17 protein-coding genes are annotated in these 15865 nt (G+C 41.7%); 15 read left to right on the top strand and 2 right to left on the bottom strand.

Translation table 11 applies throughout. The annotated features are described in order from the left end of the window. Positions 1-39 precede the first annotated feature (39 nt). The 4 genes from purU to EHQ64_RS09795 all read left to right on the top strand — a co-directional run bounded on the left by purU (position 40) and on the right by EHQ64_RS09795 (position 5266). Positions 40-903, top strand: a complete 864-nt coding sequence (gene purU / locus EHQ64_RS09810) for a formyltetrahydrofolate deformylase (RefSeq protein ID WP_135649307.1) — start codon at positions 40-42, stop codon at positions 901-903. Between the two features lie 27 nt (positions 904-930). Then, a complete protein-coding gene (locus tag EHQ64_RS09805) occupies positions 931-2337 on the top strand; it encodes an SLC13 family permease (protein ID WP_135649306.1) in 1407 nt (468 codons plus the stop codon). 124 nt (positions 2338-2461) lie between these two features. Beyond that, positions 2462-3925, top strand: coding sequence for an SBBP repeat-containing protein (locus EHQ64_RS09800; RefSeq protein ID WP_135649305.1), 1464 nt, complete (start codon positions 2462-2464; stop codon positions 3923-3925). Between the two features lie 147 nt (positions 3926-4072). Continuing rightward, on the top strand, positions 4073-5266 hold the full coding sequence (locus EHQ64_RS09795; RefSeq protein ID WP_246048681.1) for a CapA family protein: 1194 nt from the start codon (positions 4073-4075) through the stop codon (positions 5264-5266). Positions 5267-5268: 2 nt separating this feature from the next. Here the strand turns inward: EHQ64_RS09795 and EHQ64_RS09790 are convergent, their stop codons facing one another. Together EHQ64_RS09790 and EHQ64_RS09785 are read right to left on the bottom strand one after the other, a co-directional pair. Beyond that, entirely contained in the window at positions 5269-5667 is a 399-nt protein-coding gene (locus EHQ64_RS09790; RefSeq protein ID WP_135649303.1) for a type II toxin-antitoxin system VapC family toxin, read from the bottom strand. Beyond that, positions 5651-5929 carry a FitA-like ribbon-helix-helix domain-containing protein gene (locus EHQ64_RS09785; RefSeq protein WP_135649302.1) on the bottom strand — a complete coding sequence of 93 codons (279 nt, stop codon included), beginning with the start codon at positions 5927-5929 and terminating at the stop codon, positions 5651-5653. Before EHQ64_RS09785 ends, EHQ64_RS09790 begins: the two co-directional genes overlap by 17 nt. Before the next feature lie 321 nt (positions 5930-6250). On the opposite strand from EHQ64_RS09785, the gene rpsF reads away from it, so the two are divergent. From rpsF to EHQ64_RS09730, 11 genes are all read left to right on the top strand, one after another. Then, entirely contained in the window at positions 6251-6526 is a 276-nt protein-coding gene (gene rpsF, locus EHQ64_RS09780; RefSeq protein WP_135649301.1) for a 30S ribosomal protein S6, read from the top strand. Further along, on the top strand, positions 6519-6956 hold the full coding sequence (locus EHQ64_RS09775) for a single-stranded DNA-binding protein (RefSeq protein WP_135649300.1): 438 nt from the start codon (positions 6519-6521) through the stop codon (positions 6954-6956). Before rpsF ends, EHQ64_RS09775 begins: the two co-directional genes overlap by 8 nt. A gap of 14 nt (positions 6957-6970) precedes the next feature. After that, entirely contained in the window at positions 6971-7285 is a 315-nt protein-coding gene (gene rpsR / locus EHQ64_RS09770; protein WP_135649299.1) for a 30S ribosomal protein S18, read from the top strand. 10 nt (positions 7286-7295) lie between these two features. Further along, positions 7296-7760 carry a 50S ribosomal protein L9 gene (gene rplI, locus EHQ64_RS09765; RefSeq protein ID WP_135649298.1) on the top strand — a complete coding sequence of 155 codons (465 nt, stop codon included), beginning with the start codon at positions 7296-7298 and terminating at the stop codon, positions 7758-7760. Positions 7761-7773: 13 nt separating this feature from the next. Next, positions 7774-9096 carry a replicative DNA helicase gene (gene dnaB, locus EHQ64_RS09760; protein WP_135649297.1) on the top strand — a complete coding sequence of 441 codons (1323 nt, stop codon included), beginning with the start codon at positions 7774-7776 and terminating at the stop codon, positions 9094-9096. Between the two features lie 94 nt (positions 9097-9190). After that, positions 9191-10996, top strand: a complete 1806-nt coding sequence (gene aspS / locus EHQ64_RS09755; RefSeq protein ID WP_135649296.1) for an aspartate--tRNA ligase — start codon at positions 9191-9193, stop codon at positions 10994-10996. Between the two features lie 4 nt (positions 10997-11000). Beyond that, entirely contained in the window at positions 11001-11969 is a 969-nt protein-coding gene (locus tag EHQ64_RS09750; RefSeq protein ID WP_135649295.1) for a PhoH family protein, read from the top strand. Then, on the top strand, positions 11969-14377 hold the full coding sequence (locus EHQ64_RS09745; protein WP_135649294.1) for an HD family phosphohydrolase: 2409 nt from the start codon (positions 11969-11971) through the stop codon (positions 14375-14377). The genes EHQ64_RS09750 and EHQ64_RS09745 overlap by 1 nt, the downstream gene beginning before the upstream one ends. A gap of 65 nt (positions 14378-14442) precedes the next feature. Continuing rightward, positions 14443-14862 carry an rRNA maturation RNase YbeY gene (ybeY, locus tag EHQ64_RS09740; protein WP_425460413.1) on the top strand — a complete coding sequence of 140 codons (420 nt, stop codon included), beginning with the start codon at positions 14443-14445 and terminating at the stop codon, positions 14860-14862. Beyond that, on the top strand, positions 14835-15608 hold the full coding sequence (gene recO, locus EHQ64_RS09735) for a DNA repair protein RecO (RefSeq protein WP_135649292.1): 774 nt from the start codon (positions 14835-14837) through the stop codon (positions 15606-15608). The genes ybeY and recO overlap by 28 nt, the downstream gene beginning before the upstream one ends. Next, complete coding sequence (locus tag EHQ64_RS09730; RefSeq protein WP_135649291.1) at positions 15601-15858, top strand: hypothetical protein; 258 nt, start codon at positions 15601-15603, stop codon at positions 15856-15858. The genes recO and EHQ64_RS09730 overlap by 8 nt, the downstream gene beginning before the upstream one ends. Positions 15859-15865: the final 7 nt, after the last annotated feature.

Genomic DNA, 15865 nt, shown 5'->3' with positions numbered 1-15865 from the left:
TTCAGTTCAAAGGCCTTTGACGCTTCTTAGGGAGAAAGTTTGAATTCAGATCCGAATTTTACAAAGAACAGAGTTTTGCTAATTCAGTGCAAAGATGAGGCCGGACTGATACATCGAATTACCGGATTTTTGGCAAAAATCGGAGCCAATATCGTAGGGAACCAAGAATTCGTAGAACCGTTAGAAAAGGTTTTTTTCATGCGGACAGAATATTCCCTTCAGGATCGGGAAAAGGAAGAAGGATTGATCACTGAACTTTCAAAGATCCTTCCGACAGATGCTAAGCTTAGTCTATCTAAACCTCGTCTTCCAAAAGTGGTCCTATTTGCAACCAAGGAGCCTCATTGTTTGGGGGATATTCTTCTTCGTTGGAGATATGGAGAGTTACCGATGGAACTTTTGGGTGTGGTTTCGAATCACGAGACATTGGGAGATCTTGTTCGGGATTTTAAAGTTCCGTTTACTTGTATTTCAAGCGAAGGATTATCTAGAGAAGACCATGAGGATAAATTAAACTCATTACTGTTGGAGCTCCAACCAGATTGGATCGTTCTTGCTAAATATATGAGGATCCTAACTCCAGATTTCGTAAAAAAATGGGAAAATCGTATATTAAATATTCATCATTCTTTTTTGCCTGCGTTTGTCGGAGCAAAACCGTATGAGCAGGCATATAAAAGGGGCGTAAAGATCATTGGCGGGACCGCACATATGGTTACGGAAAATCTGGATGAAGGGCCTATCTTGGTCCAAGACGTCTGTCACGTGGATCATGGATATTCTCCTGAACGTTTGGTATTGTACGGACGGGATTTGGAGAAGGTCGTACTTTCCAAGGCATTACGTTTGCTTTTGGAAGACAGGGTGATGGTCTTTCGGAACAGGACTATTATTTTTGAGTGAGATATCATATTAGGATCTTATAATTCGATGAAGTTGAAAAATATTGGGTTTATACTTTCTTTAGTCGTTGCCGCAATTCCTCTCTATGTTTCTTTTCTAGGTTATCTTCCTCCTTCTGTGGGAGGGATGTTCTTCATTTTTCTAACCGCCGCAGGGTTATGGATCTTTGAGATCATCCCGGGTCACGCGACTTCAATACTTATCATACTTTCCGAGATACTTCTTTTTTCGAATCCAGGAAAATGGGAATTTTTAAAACCGTATTCCGGAGCAGAAAAGCCGAGTCCTCCTGGAGTGTTCTTGGCTTCTCTCGCGGATTCCGCAGTTGTTTTGTTTTTAGGAAGTTTTGCTTTAGCCAAAGCCTGCGTGAAAGTCGGGGTGGATCGTTGGCTTGCGAATCATGTTCTTCCTTATTTCGGGACTTCTCCCAAATATGTTTTGTTGGGGCTAATGTGTATTACTGCTTTAATCTCTTTATGGATGAGTAATACTGCGACTGCATCTCTTATGATCGCTCTTGTATTTCCCTTACTGATGGTTCTGGATACGAAAGAAAAATTTAGAAAAGCGATCCTGATCGGTATTCCTTTCGCTGCAAATTTAGGAGGTATTGGTACTCCGATCGGATCTCCTCCAAATGTGATCGCATTTGCAAATCTGAAGAACCACGGTTACGGAGAATTTATTTCTTTCGGGTCGTGGATGTTAGTTGCAGTTCCTTTATTACTGATCCTTCTATTTGCTGCTTGGTTTTGGTTACTACGTGCGTTTCCTGCGAGTCCCGGATTACAGTTATCACTTAGATACGAGACTGTTTCGGGAGAAGGTTCCGAAAGAAGATTAAGATTTGTTCTTTTGGGATTTTTATTAACCGTAGTTTTCTGGCTTACCGAATCTTTCCATGGGGTTCCTGCCGGTGTAGTTGCTTTATTTCCATTATTTCTTTTTACCGCTTCGGGAATTTTAGAATCGAATGATCTGCGCTCTTTAGAATGGGATGTTTTGATCTTAGTAGCCGGAGGGATTGCATTAGGAACTGGGATAGAAAAAAGTGGGGCAGGGGTTTGGTTCGGAGAATTGATCGGTAAACAAGCAGGCCCTGGAGAAAGTCTCTGGGTACTGGGTATTTTCTTTTCGATTGGTTTATTTCTTTCTACCTTCTTATCCAATACTGCTACTGCCAATTTACTGGTTCCTTTGGCATTACCTGTTGCTACATTACTATTGCCTGGAAATGAATCCTACGCGATCCAACTTGTTTTGGGGTCCGCGTTAGGTGCGTCTCTTGCAATGTCTTTGCCCGTTTCTACTCCCCCAAATGCGGTTGCTTATGCAGTGGGTGGATTCGAGATCAAGGATATGGCGAGGGTAGGCGTGAAGATCGGTATCTTTGGCCTAATTCTCGTACTTTTGGGATTTCTGATCTTTCAATGATCAATTCCCAAAATCGCCTTAAAAGGATAGGATTTAGGAATAAGCGCTAAAAATATAGGAATGAGCCTAACATGTATTATATGAAAATTTAGGAAAGACAAGTTAGTCGCTTGTTGTTCCGAGCATGTATCCAGCTCTTCAAAGAATTCTATATCTTTTCCTATTAGTTTCTTTTTTTTCCGTTTCTTGCACCGGATCCGACGGGCAGGGTATTACTTCAGCCTTAGCTCTCGTTTTTGGCAATACTGCAGGGTCGTCGTCTCAGCCTCCTTCCGATCCTCACAAACCTTGGCCTAAATTCCTTGGAGTTTTTGGAAAATTGACTTTTGCATCTTCTGCAAGTGTAGATCCAGAAGGAAATATAATTGCAACGGGATTTACGGAAGGGGATCTGGGAGGCCAACCGATGCTCGGAAAATTGGATTCTTATATTATAAAATATGATGAAGAAGGTAAAAGACTTTGGACCAGGCATTTGGGCGGAGGTCCTAAGGATTATTCCAAAGGAAGTACTTATGGTCTTGCGATTAAATCAGATAAGGACGGAAACGTTTTAAGTACAGGAATGACTGTCGTAGAAGTATTAGATGGGCAGAATAAAATCGGATATCAAGACGCCTATCTTTCAAAATACGATAAGGACGGGAATAAAAAATGGACCAGAATGATCGGTGGAGGTAGCAACACTGATTTTCACCAAGGCACTTCTGCCGGAAGAGGAGTTTCTTCCGATCAGTTCGGGAATATTTACGTAATAGGAACTACAAATGCAGGCACTTTCTTTGGAGAAAAGAATACTGCCGAACATAATGGATTATTTATAGTTAAATACGATCCGGATGGAAACCAGATATGGGCGAGAGCTCCCCGCAATACGGGTCCGGATAATATAGAATCGATTGGCGGAGATTTGACAATTGATCCGAATGGAGAGATATATTTTGTAGGAGCAGCTCAAGGTGGTTTTGATGATCAAGTCCAGATCGGGATCGAGGATGCTCTCCTAATTAAATATGATTCCGACGGAAATAAACTCTGGGTCCGTTTATTGGGTGTTCCTGATCAAATTTCCGTTGCGAATGATATTGCTATAGATCCGGATCGAAATATTTATATAGTGGGCATTACTTCCGGAGACCTTGATGGACAAACTCCGATCGGAACTACGGATACTTTTATAGTAAAGTATGATAAGGATGGAAACAAATTATGGACCAGACTTATAGGGAATCCCGACTATTCTGGTTTTTTCATGGCTGAAACCCAAGGATTCGGAATTGCTGTGGATCTTAATGGGAATTCGTATATTGCCGGAACAATTTCCGCGGTAAAAATACCTTTTACTAATTCTATAAATAATGCGTTCTCGGCAAAATTCGATACGGACGGGAATTTGGTCTGGTCGAATTTGAAATATATGGAAGATGCCACAAAATGTGAGGTCCATGCGCAAGACGTGGCCCTAGGATTGAATGATTCCTTTTTTGTAGTAGGTTATACGTCCTGTCTTTTAAGTATAATAGATCCAGTGAACGGCATCAATAGTTTGTTTATTTCTCAAGAAACATTGGGAACAGGGGTTAAGTAATAGAAGATCGATATTCTTCTTAAATTCGGGCCTCTTCCCGAGGCCCTGAAAGTTTATTTTCTTTCTTTATTATTTATTTCCTAATTCGAAACGGATTCTAAACTGTCCGCAAAGATGCGGTTTGTTCCAAAAGATTTCCGTAAATCGATGCGGATCCTTCTCCATTTTCAGATCCTTATTGCGCTCTCCTGTGCAACCTCTTCAGAAAAGACTTCTTCAGGGGAAGAAAGGTCAAATTCTGCCTCTTCCGTAGTTTCAGAATTTGTAGAACAATTAGAATCTAAAATAGAAAAACTATTAACCAAGGAAGAAGATCCCGAGATCGTAAAAGTCCTTCTTGGTGGGGATGTAATGTTCAATTGGGGGATCCGGGACACGATCAAGGCAAAAGGAGAACTTGCTCCTGTGAAAGGTTTGAAAGAACTTTTTACAACTGCCGACCTGAGAGTTTTAAATTTGGAAACTCCGGTAGTCTCCGAAAAAAATTGGGATATAGGAAAAGCATACGTATTCCAAGCAAAAGAAGCGGATCTGGAAAGTATGAGTTTTCTAGGTGTGGATCTTGTATCACTCGGGAATAATCATGCAATGGATCATGGCCCGGAAGGTCTAGAAGAAACTCTTAAATTCCTTTCGGATAGAAAGATCTCAACAATAGGTGCGGGAAAAAATTTAGAATCCGCTTTTCGCCCTTGGACCTGGGATGAAAAAGAAACATATCTTAGGATCTATTCCGCCACCAATGTTGCGGAAGGAAGAACTCATTATGCTAGTATGAGTCCTGGGGTTATGCCGTTGGATGCGGACTTATTGGTAAAAAAATTCCAAGCAGAAAATTATATTATGAATTCTGCAAAGAATGTTCCGAAACTTCCGAAAAAAAATCCTAAAACTTTGCCTTCTCAAAATCAATTTAGGATACTTTCACTTCATTGGGGAGTAGAATATTCTCCTTTCCCAACTTTGGATCAAAGAAAGATCGCAAAAACTTTAGCAGATAACGGTGTGAGTGTGATTATAGGCCATCATCCTCATATTCCTCAGGGGATCGAGAAAATAGGGAAAACTTTGGTCTTTTATTCTTTGGGAAATTTGATCTTCGGAAGCCGTAACGCATATTTAAATCATAATCTGATCGTGATTCTTCATATTAAAAAAAGCAAACTGATCAAGGCGGAATTAGTTCCGATCTTCGGTAAATTTCAAAACGAGGATCATTTAGTTCGCCCTTTGGAAAAAAAAGAAGCGGAGAATTTTTTACAGGAGATTTCGGTCCTTTCTCAAGACCTGGGTACTAAAATTAGGATCGAAGACGGCAGAGGTTGGATCGAATTAGAATAAATTTATTTTGTCCAATTTTCTATCCTTAGTCCTGGTATAGTTCTAAAATGTTTTTCGTTGTTCGTTACAAGAACATAATTTAAGTATAGAGCGCTTGAACCTATCAATAGATCGAAATCTTCTATCGTATTTCCTTTTTTTTGTTCGGAAGCTTTTAATTCTCCGAATGTTTCCAGAATTCCCGAATTTAATTCTATCAAAGGAAAAAGTTCCGCGATCCTTCTGACAGTCGCTAAATTTCTTTCCTTGTAGGAGGATTTATGAGCTCCGAAAATCAACTCACCATAAGTGATCACGGAAACCGTTTTAATAGAGTTTTTACGTTCTAAAAAATTTTGTCTGACTTTTGGATGATCCTTTAAGCTGTAAATGATGATGTCAGTATCAATCAAATAGCTCATCTTCTTTTTTACTCCTTGTATTTTTGGTTCTGGAACTTCGGATCTCTTTGATGATCTTTTCGGAATTACGATCATCCATCCAGGAATTAGATAATTCTAGGAATCTAAGTGTTTTTTGTTCGGACTCTTTCATATCATGAGCGAGATAATTCTCGATCAGGAGTACAACTTCTTGGCTTACGGATCTATGTTCCAATTCGGCTCTCCTTTTTAATGCTTCGTAAAGTCGATCATCTATATCTCTTACTTGTAAATTCGCCATTTTCAATACCTAGAAAATGGTAAGAAAAATTTCATGAAGATGCAAGCAAAATTCATGAAAAGTGGACTAAGATAGATAGGCGTTTTTTATCGCATTTTGGCTTAAATGATGATTAGAATGGAATATTAAAATGAGAAATAGAGTTAAGCAGCGGAATTCTTATTCATATTAGCCGATACGGCCAATTTAGGGAGCAAGGTGGCTTCTTCATTGGATTACATTCCACTTGACCCCTATACAAAGCGCACAAAAATAGTAAAAAATTCGGTTCTTCTGCTCGCCACAAGCACGTAGACGGGCATTTTCCCATAGGAGAAACTTTTGAGAAACTACGAGATTACCACAATCACGCGTTCAACCGCGAAGGAAGTAGCTAAAACTGAAGTTCTTGAGATCTTCAAAAAGCATTCCATTAGCGTGACCGCAGAGGAAGATTGGGGCCAGAAAAAACTTTGGCATCCGATCAATCATCAGGACTACGGAATATTCACACATTTTAAAGTGAATGCCGAGCAATCAGCCTTAGAAAAGGTAGAGCGGGACTTTGGTTTAAACCAAAATCTACTTCGCTCCATGATCGTCCGCCTCAATGGCTAACGATATCAATAGGGTGACCCTAGTAGGGCGCCTTACCCGTGATCCGGAATTTAAAACCGTAAACGGGACTTCCCTTGTGAATTTTTCCCTAGCAAACGGTCGCACGTATGTTGCCGGCGGAGAGAAAAAAGAGGAAACTCATTTTTTCGACTGCGAAGCTTGGGGAAAGGGTGCAGATATCATCCAACAATACTGCAAGAAAGGCAAACAACTCGTTATTGAGGGACGCCTAAAGCAGGACACTTGGGAAACCATGGAAGGCAAAAAAGCATCCCGGATCAGGATCGTCGTGGAGAATTTCCAGATGATCGGAGCTAGGGAGAATGGAAGCGGGGAGTACGGCTCTTCCGCAAACAGCGGATCTTCTTCTTATTCATCTGCACAAGATGATACTGGAAGTTCCGGAATGGACGACGATATACCTTTTTAACGAGGACAACACTCATGTCAGATAACGAAACACAAGAAGAAACAAAGCAGGAAATGACTGCTGAGGGCATGCCTTTAGATCAAGACGGAGGCCGCCCGCCTAAAAAACAAAACAAGTACAAGAAGAAAGTTTGCCGTTTCACTGCAGACCCTGAACTTGCAAAACAGATCAATTATAAGAATATCGAACTTTTGGAAAGATTCATCACGAACCGTGGTAAGATCATTCCAAGAAGAATTACCGGAACTTCCGCAAAATATCAAAGAATTCTTGCGAGAGAGATCCGCAAAGCGCGCAGCATCGGTCTTCTACCGTTCAAAGTAAACTGAGGAGAAACTAATGAGAGTTATATTACAAAAAGATGTTTCTAACTTAGGTGATGCAGGCGATTTGAAAGAAGTCGCAGACGGATTTGCTCGTAATTATCTTTTCCCTCAGAAGCTCGCTGTAAGAGCTTCAGAAGGTAAGACTAAAATGGCTCTTCACCAGAAGAAGCTTGCGGATCTAAAAAAAGAAAAACGCAAAAAAGATATGGAGTCCATTTCCGGTGGATTGAACGGTAAAGAATTTGAAATTACCGTTAAAACCGGAGGCGGTGACAAACTTTTTGGAGCAGTCACTCCTGCCGACGTTGCAGCATTATTAAAAACTGCAGGCTTCGAAGTAGACAAACGTAAGATCGAGTTCCCTGAGCCGATCCGCAGTTTAGGTTCCTATAAATTGAAAGTTCGCCTTGCCGAAGGTATCCTCCCAACTATCACTATCAACGTGAAGAAAGAGGAAGTCGTTTCAGCTGAGGCATAAGCCGGATCTTTAAATGCAAGCCGACTCCTTATTTGAACTGGAATCCGAGAAATCTCTTCTCGGATTTCTGCTTCTTAAGGGAGCGGATAATCTAATCGATATCCCCCTCGTTCCAGAGGATTTTTACCAAGACACAAACAGAAGAGTTTACAAGGCGATCTTAGACCTTGTGGACAAAAGGATCGCAGTAGATCCTGTTTCGGTTTTGAATTATCTAAAAGAGAATTCATTACTGAAGGATCCCGAAAAAGAATACGAGTACATCTATTCTTTATACAAGGATTCAGTAGTTTCCCATCCACTCGGATATTATGCGGAAAGGATCAAACGCCTTTCAGAAAGAAGAAGATATTCTAAATTATTAATGAATGCTCTGGACCTGATCCAGAAAGAACCGGGCGAGAATGAGTCCGTATTCAATCAGATCGAGCAGAGTTTAACCGAAGTTTCCAGATCTGCGGATGTAAAAGGACTTTTGCCTGTTGCCGGGGATAAGGCTGCACTTTCCGAGTATATCAAAGAGATCATGGAAAGTAGAGGCCAGATCAAGGGCCTTCGAACGAATTTTACTCAGTTCGATGAGATGACTTCCGGCTTGAAAGAGTATGAGATGATGGTCCTTGCGGCTCGTCCAGGAAACGGAAAAACGACACTTGCTCTGAATATCGCCTCGAATGTTGCGCTTATCCATAATCGTCCTGTGGTCATTTTCTCCTTAGAGATGAGTAGGATGGAGCTCCTACTAAAACTGGTTTGTTCCTACGCTCAGGTAGAATCGAATAAACTAAAACGTTCCGAAGTGACTAAATCGGATGCGCCTAAGCTCATAGATGCAATTATCAAAGTAACTTCTTCTCCCATTTATATAGATGATTCCGGTGCGCTAAGTGTGGACGATTTTAAAGGAAGAGTTCGTAAACTTCTTACCAATGAAACTTTGGGACTGATCATCGTGGATTATCTCCAGCTCATGAACGATCCAAAGAATAGGGACGGGGGAAGACAACAAGAGGTTTCTTCCATTTCAAGGGCTCTCAAGCAGATGGCGAAGGAAGCAAAATGTCCTGTCATCGCTCTTTCTCAGATGAACCGATCCATCGAACAACGGTCCAAGGACCAAAGACCTCAACTTGCGGACTTAAGAGAGTCCGGAGCGATCGAGCAGGACGCGGATATTGTTACATTCATCTATCGGGGAGAGAAGGGGAAAGACGAGGAAGAAGATCCTAGGATGAAGGGAATGGCGGAAATCATCATCGCCAAAAACAGGTCCGGGCCTACGGGTTCTTTTCCACTTGCCTTCCGACCTGAACTTTCCAGATTTGATAACGTGTAGATTCGGAAAGACCGAATTTCGTAATAGAAGTCTTATTCGGGTGTTAACCGAACTGGGACGAGCACTCATATAATAAAATAAGGAACTGGATTCTTTGGAAGATTGGATTTTAGAAGGTTATAGAACTAGAGCCTGGGCCGGAGAGATTACCGAAGCCCAAGAAGGTAAAACTCTTACATTATTCGGTTGGTCTTTCCGATTCCGAGACCAAGGCGGGGTGATCTTCGTGGACCTTCGCGATAGGACCGGGATCTTGCAGATCGTTCTACGCAAAGAAATTCTAGGAGAAGCGTTCTCCCTAGCGGAAAAGATCCGCTCCGAATACGTGATTGCTATTCAGGGAAAACTGAAAAAACGCGACTCGGATAGTATTAATCCTAAGATGAAGACTGGGACAATAGAGCTTGTCGCAGATAATCTGGTCATTTTGAACCAGGCAAAAACTCCTCCATTCTCCTTGGATGAGTTCGAAGAGATCTCGGAAGAGAATCGTTTGAAATACAGATACCTGGATTTCAGAAGGGACGAACTCAAGAATAGAATGTTAAAACGTCACGAGTTCGTATTCGCGATCCGCAATTATTTGAATTCTCGCAAATTCGTAGAGATCGAAACTCCTATTCTGAATAAGTCCACTCCGGAAGGTGCAAGGGACTTTTTGGTTCCTTCTCGCCTAAACCCGAATTCCTTTTACGCTCTTCCACAATCTCCTCAGATATTTAAACAAATTCTGATGGTTGGCGGAATGGAGAGATACTTCCAGATCGTAAAATGTTTCAGAGATGAAGACCTGAGAGCGGATAGACAGCCTGAGTTCACTCAGCTCGACATGGAGTTCTCCTTTGTTTCCCAAGAAGAGATCCTCTCCGAGATCGAGGGCTTATTCTCGAGCATAATGAAGGACGTATTCGGTCTGAACTTCCAAGGGCCTTTTTCTAGAATGCCTTATAAACAAGCTATGGAAGAATACGGTTCAGATAAACCGGACCTTCGTTTCGGAATGAAACTGGTAGATGTTTCTGAGATCGTAAAAGATAGCGAGTTCCAAGTTTTCTCAGGAGCAGTCACAAACGGTGGAGTAGTCAAGGCTGTTTGTGTTCCCGGCGGTTCCGTGATCTCCAGAAAGGAGATCGAAGATCTGACTGCTTGGTTAAATAGGGATTATAAGGCTAAAGGCCTTGCCTATATGAAACATGGGGCAGAAGGTTTAGAGTCTACTATTACAAAAAGATTTACTCCGGAAGCTCTTTCTAAAATTGCAAGCTTAGTCGGCTCGAAAGAAGGAGACATGGTCTTTTTCGGAGCAGATGAGAGAGAAATCGTAAATCATTCTTTAGGCGCTCTTCGTTTGAAACTCTCGGAAAGATTTGACAAACCTGCGGAAGGAAGCTTTCATATTTCCTGGATCGTAGACTTTCCGATGTTCGAGTGGAATAAGGACAGCAAACGCTGGGATTCCTTACACCATCCGTTTACTTCTCCGGGAGATTCTAGTTTGGAAATTTTTTCATCCGAAGAAAGACTCCAAAAAGAAGCTGGAAATGCTCTCGCTAAGGCCTACGATCTGGTGCTGAACGGAGTGGAGATCGGTGGAGGTTCCATTCGTATCCATTCGAAAGATGTGCAGACTCGGGTCTTCTCCACTTTGGGGATCGGACCAGAGGAAGCAAAAGAAAAGTTCGGCTTCCTTTTGGAGGCCTTGGAATACGGAGCTCCTCCTCATGGAGGAATTGCTTTCGGAATAGATAGGATCTTGATGCTCATGACAGGTGGAAGATCGATCCGAGATGTGATCGCTTTCCCAAAAACACAGAAAGGTGTTTGTTTGATGAGTGAATGTCCGTCTGAAGTGGAAGAAAAGCAGCTCCAGGAATTGAAGCTTAGATTGATAAAGGTTTAATCGTATCAGGAAAGAACAGTTTACTTTCGAAAACCAAGACCTGTATCGTAAGATCTGCGGGATCAACGATACGGGCGTCCGAAATTTGGAAAAACAATTGGAGATCGATCTTATCCCGAGAGGGAACGGTTTCCAAGTGGAAGGAAATCCTGAAAAAGTGGATTTCGCTTTGGATTTTTTCCATTTATTGGAAACCAACTACAGAGATAGGCCGGACAGGGATTTTACCGACTCCTTCGATTTCGGATATCTTCTTAAACAAGCCACTAAAGAAAGAAAGAAGGAAGAAAGGAAGTCTGAAGACGAACCTTTCAAGCCGAATGAAAAGATCCTTACGACTTATAAGGGAAAACATCTTTATTCCAGGACCAAAAACCAGGAAAAGTATATTCAATCTTTCTTAAATAATCTGATTACTTTCGGGATCGGCCCTGCCGGAACTGGAAAAACTTTTCTCTCAGTTGCTATGGCTTGCAGATTCCTGCAGAATGGGATCGTGGATAAGATCGTTCTTACTCGCCCTGCGGTAGAAGCTGGAGAAAATCTTGGATTTTTACCCGGGGACCTGAACCAAAAAGTGGATCCGTATCTTCGCCCAGTTTACGACGCATTGAACGAATGTATAGGTTTTGAAAAAACCCAGGAATATATAGCTCTTACTAAAATTGAGATCGCTCCTGTCGCTTTCATGAGAGGAAGGACTCTATCCAAAAGTTTTATCATTTTGGACGAGGCTCAAAACTGTACACTCGCCCAGCTTAAGATGATTATGACCCGTTTGGGGCGAAACTCCAGGATGTGTATCTCTGGAGACGTCACCCAGATAGACTTGGAACATGGTAGATCAGGTTTCGATCGTGTGGTAAACTTATTCAGACAAACCGAAGGGATCGGACAGGTTTTCTTCGGGAAGGAAGATATCACGAGACATCCATTAGTGGAAACTATCGTGAGGAAATTCGAGGAATTGTAATGTTTCCGTTGGGATCGTTTTTAGAAAGAGGAATGGCTTGGATCACGGATACCTTGACCAAGATCCGTCCGATCTCTTTCGTCCGAAAATTCCAAGTTATACTAACTGCGATCACTTTGATCATAGTGACTTGGATGCTTGCGATCCCATTTTTTGGTCAGGATAAAATCGATCTTTCTCAGGACGGTCCTTATTCCGAAGGAAAGAACGCCTTAGATAAAGTAGTTTCCACCAAAGATATCGTTTACGAAGACGAAGAGAAGACTAAAGCAAAAAAACTCAAAGCATATCAATCCGCTCCGAATTTCTTTGATCGTGATTATAGGATCTTAACCGATGTAATCCGCCCTGCCATTCAGGAAGATATGGAGAATTATAGGGCTCCCAAAACAACGGGAGAGGCGAAAACTTCTGCCGAACTGCTTGCTACAGTTCCTAGATGGAAAAATAGATCCAAAGAGGAATTGGACCTCTTACTGAAAACTCCCGGTAAATCCAGGGTAAGGGATCTAGTCCAACAATATAGTAATTTAATTTTTTCTAATTTTTGTATTTTAAGGGATCAGCCGGCCGACTATGCCGCGATCCGTTCTGCAGAGGCAAGGATCCGAAATTCAGGTGCAAGCGGGAATAAGGAACAGATTTCTTCTTCCGAAGGGGCTCTTGTTGTTCCTAGAACATTTTTATACAGGGACAATTCCACAGTAGAAATTTTAAACAGACTTGCTTCGGAAAAATTGCAAGCCACAGATCCTCAACTTCTTTCTGTGATCCAAAAACTTTCTCTCACTTATGTGTATTCTAATCCTGCATGTACTTATAACGCGGAAGAGACCAAAAACCAGAAACAGGCAGTGATGGACAGGACGGAACCTGTCAATAGTAGGATCAATGCGGGTGAAACGATTGTAAAAGCTGGAGAGATCATTACTCCAGATATTTACCAAAAAATGCTGATCGTAAATCGGTATGCAACTCGCGCGAATATCGCCTCTATCATTTCGATCCTTCTAATCCAATCCATTTTTGTAATTATTGTTTATGCATTCCTGAAGAAATACAATCCGAAACGTTTGAACGACGTTTCCAGTAACGTGATCGTATTTACTTTGATCTGGTCTTTGGTTCTTTGGACCTATCTTGCGTCTAAAGCATTTTTCAGTTTTGAGAACAGTTACGATTCCGTTTTCTATTTTGCATTGGTGATCCCGACCGGAATGGTCTGTCTCATCCTGTCCATGATCTATGATGAGCAGTTATCGATAGCGATCGGATTTTTCTTGTCCTTCTTCGTTTTTGCGGCGTCCAGATATAATCCTACTTCCTTCATTCTTGCATTCGTTATGACGGTGGTTGCTGCAACTTACGGCAGAAAAATGAGAAAGAGGATCGATTTTATCAAGGCAGGCTTCTATATGGCCTTGGTCCAGATACTGATCTCTTCCTCCGGTTATCTATTCGATTCCAGGAATTATTGGGTGGCTGTTCCTTCCGGTTCTCATTTGAGAGACCTTTGGGAGTCAAATATATTCAAATTGTATTTATTATGTTTAGTGAATGGGTTCGTATGTTCCACTTTGACCCAGTTGCTTCTTCCTATCTACGAATATGTATTTAATATCCCAACTAGATTTAAATTGATGGAACTTGCAGATACGGGTCATCCATTGCTCCAGGAACTTTTGACTAAGGCTCCTTCTACCTACACTCATACTTTCCTGGTTGCTGCAATGTCTGAGAGAGCGGCACAGAATTTAGAATTAGATTGGCTTCTTACGAGAGTAGGGGTATATTTCCATGATATAGGAAAGATCCCGAACGCAGGATTCTTTGTAGAGAACCAGCACTTGATTCCTAAAAAGGAAAATATCGATAAGAATAACCCGGCCAAGGCTGCTAAGATCGTAATCGATCATGTTTTGGATGGGATCGAGATGGCTAAGAAGGCGAGACTTCCAAGAGAAGTGATCGATTTTATTCCGGAACATCATGGAACTTCTACCATGGCTTTCTTTTATCATAAGGCACTTGCGGAACTTTCTCCTTCCCAAAAGAAGAAGTTGAAAAAAGCCGACTTCCAATATCCGGGACCTAAACCTCAGAGAAAGGAAACTGCAATCGTTATGATCGCAGATAGTTTGGAAGCTGCGAGTAGATCCTTAGAGGAAGTTACGCATGAATCTTTGGATATTCTGATCTCTAAAATTGTAACAAGCAAATTAGCCGAAAACCAATTGGATGAATGCGGTCTCACTCTCGGAGACTTGGAAGTCGTAAAATCTTCCTTTAAAGAAGTACTTCTCTCCAGTCTTCACTCTAGACCGAAATATCCTAAGCCGGAAGACACAAAGGCGTTAGAGGAAAAAAACAGAAATATTTTGGGCAAACACGCCCATAAGAGCGGCTAAAGTTGTTCAATTTTTCCTCGGACTTCGAGCCGGAAGATCTTCCTACATGGCTCTCGGAGTCTGAGTTGGAAAGTCGCTGGAAAATTCTAAGTCAATTCGCTTTTCCTAATATACAAACAGATCTTTCTCTATTGCTCGTGGATGATGATTCCATCCGGGAACTGAATCGTGTCCGTAGAAGTAAGGATTATTCTACAGACGTTCTCTCCTTTCCTCTCAGTTTTGATCTGATTCCTTGGGAGCTTCCCCCCACCAAAAAAAAATCCTTCGGACCTATCTTAAGTTTGGGAGAGATCGTGATATCCTGGGACACTTGTAAGGCCCAAGCAAAAACGATCGGTCATAGTGAAGAAGATGAATTTTTTAGACTATTCGTGCACGGTTTTTTACATTTGATCGGTTACGATCATGAACGTGGGGAAGAAGACGAGGCTCTAATGAAGGAGAAGGAGGATCTATGTCTGGATCTAGTCCTGGGGCCTTAAAAAAAACGACCGGGATCGTAATGGAGAGTAGGATCCTCGCAGAAGGTGACGCTTTCCTCCGACTTTTACCTGAAGAAGGAGAGGTAGGAAGTTTTAGAGTAAAAGGGATTAAAAAAAGTAAAACAAGACCGATTGCTGCAGTCGAGCCAGGATCCTTAACCGTATTAGATTATTATTTTACTCAAGGAAGAGATACTTATAACGTAAAAGAGATCGGCCTTGTTCGAAGATTCGATAAGGCTAAGACTGGATATGCAGGCACAGTTCTTGTATCTTATTTAGTCGAACTTGTATCCGCTTTTTTGACGGAGGGGGGAGCTCATCCCCAGGAATATAAACTTCTTTTGGGCGCATTAAAAGAATTGGACGAAGACGATTATAAGCCTGTGTTCCTTCCATTTTTCAAACTGAAACTTTTATACGTGGGTGGATTTTTATCCAAAGAGATAGAATGTGCTAGCTGCGGTAAAAGCCTCTCAGAAATCGAAGCCTGTAGTTTGGACGAAACACATTTCGAGATCGTCTGCGGGGATTGCGGAACTCCAAAACCGGATAAATATGGCCTTGTACTTTTTGTCCAAGATTGTCTTGCTCTTCGTTACAGAGACCTAAAAGACAAAAAGATTTCCCTTGAACTTCTAAAGGAGGCGGATAGCTTGAGCAACCGGGCCTTAAAACCGCTTCTTGGAAAACGTTTGAAGTCGGAACCGATGTTATACGAATCCTTAGGGGAAAATCTTGGATAAAGTTTTTAAAACCAGCTTTCTTTTGATCTATCTTTTCGGCCTGGTCTTTTTGGTTATCCTACAAGAAAGATGGGGAAAGAAGGATGTCCCGGCTCGCCCTGTATTCGCTGATAATTCCAGGAATTGCCAATATCTTGAATGTATCCTAAGGGAGAAAAATCTGGTCTTAGGGGCCTTGGATAAAAGTTGGAACCTGATCCGTGACAAAAGATTGTTTCCGGATTGGGACGATCATTCCCCTAAAAAATAGGAAATAT

Origin of the sequence: Leptospira sarikeiensis, from assembly GCF_004769615.1 — a bacterium.
Classification (GTDB): Bacteria; Spirochaetota; Leptospiria; order Leptospirales; family Leptospiraceae; genus Leptospira_B; species Leptospira_B sarikeiensis.
Note: the sequence above shows the minus strand (reverse complement) of the source record. Positions and strands in the feature narration are given on the sequence as shown.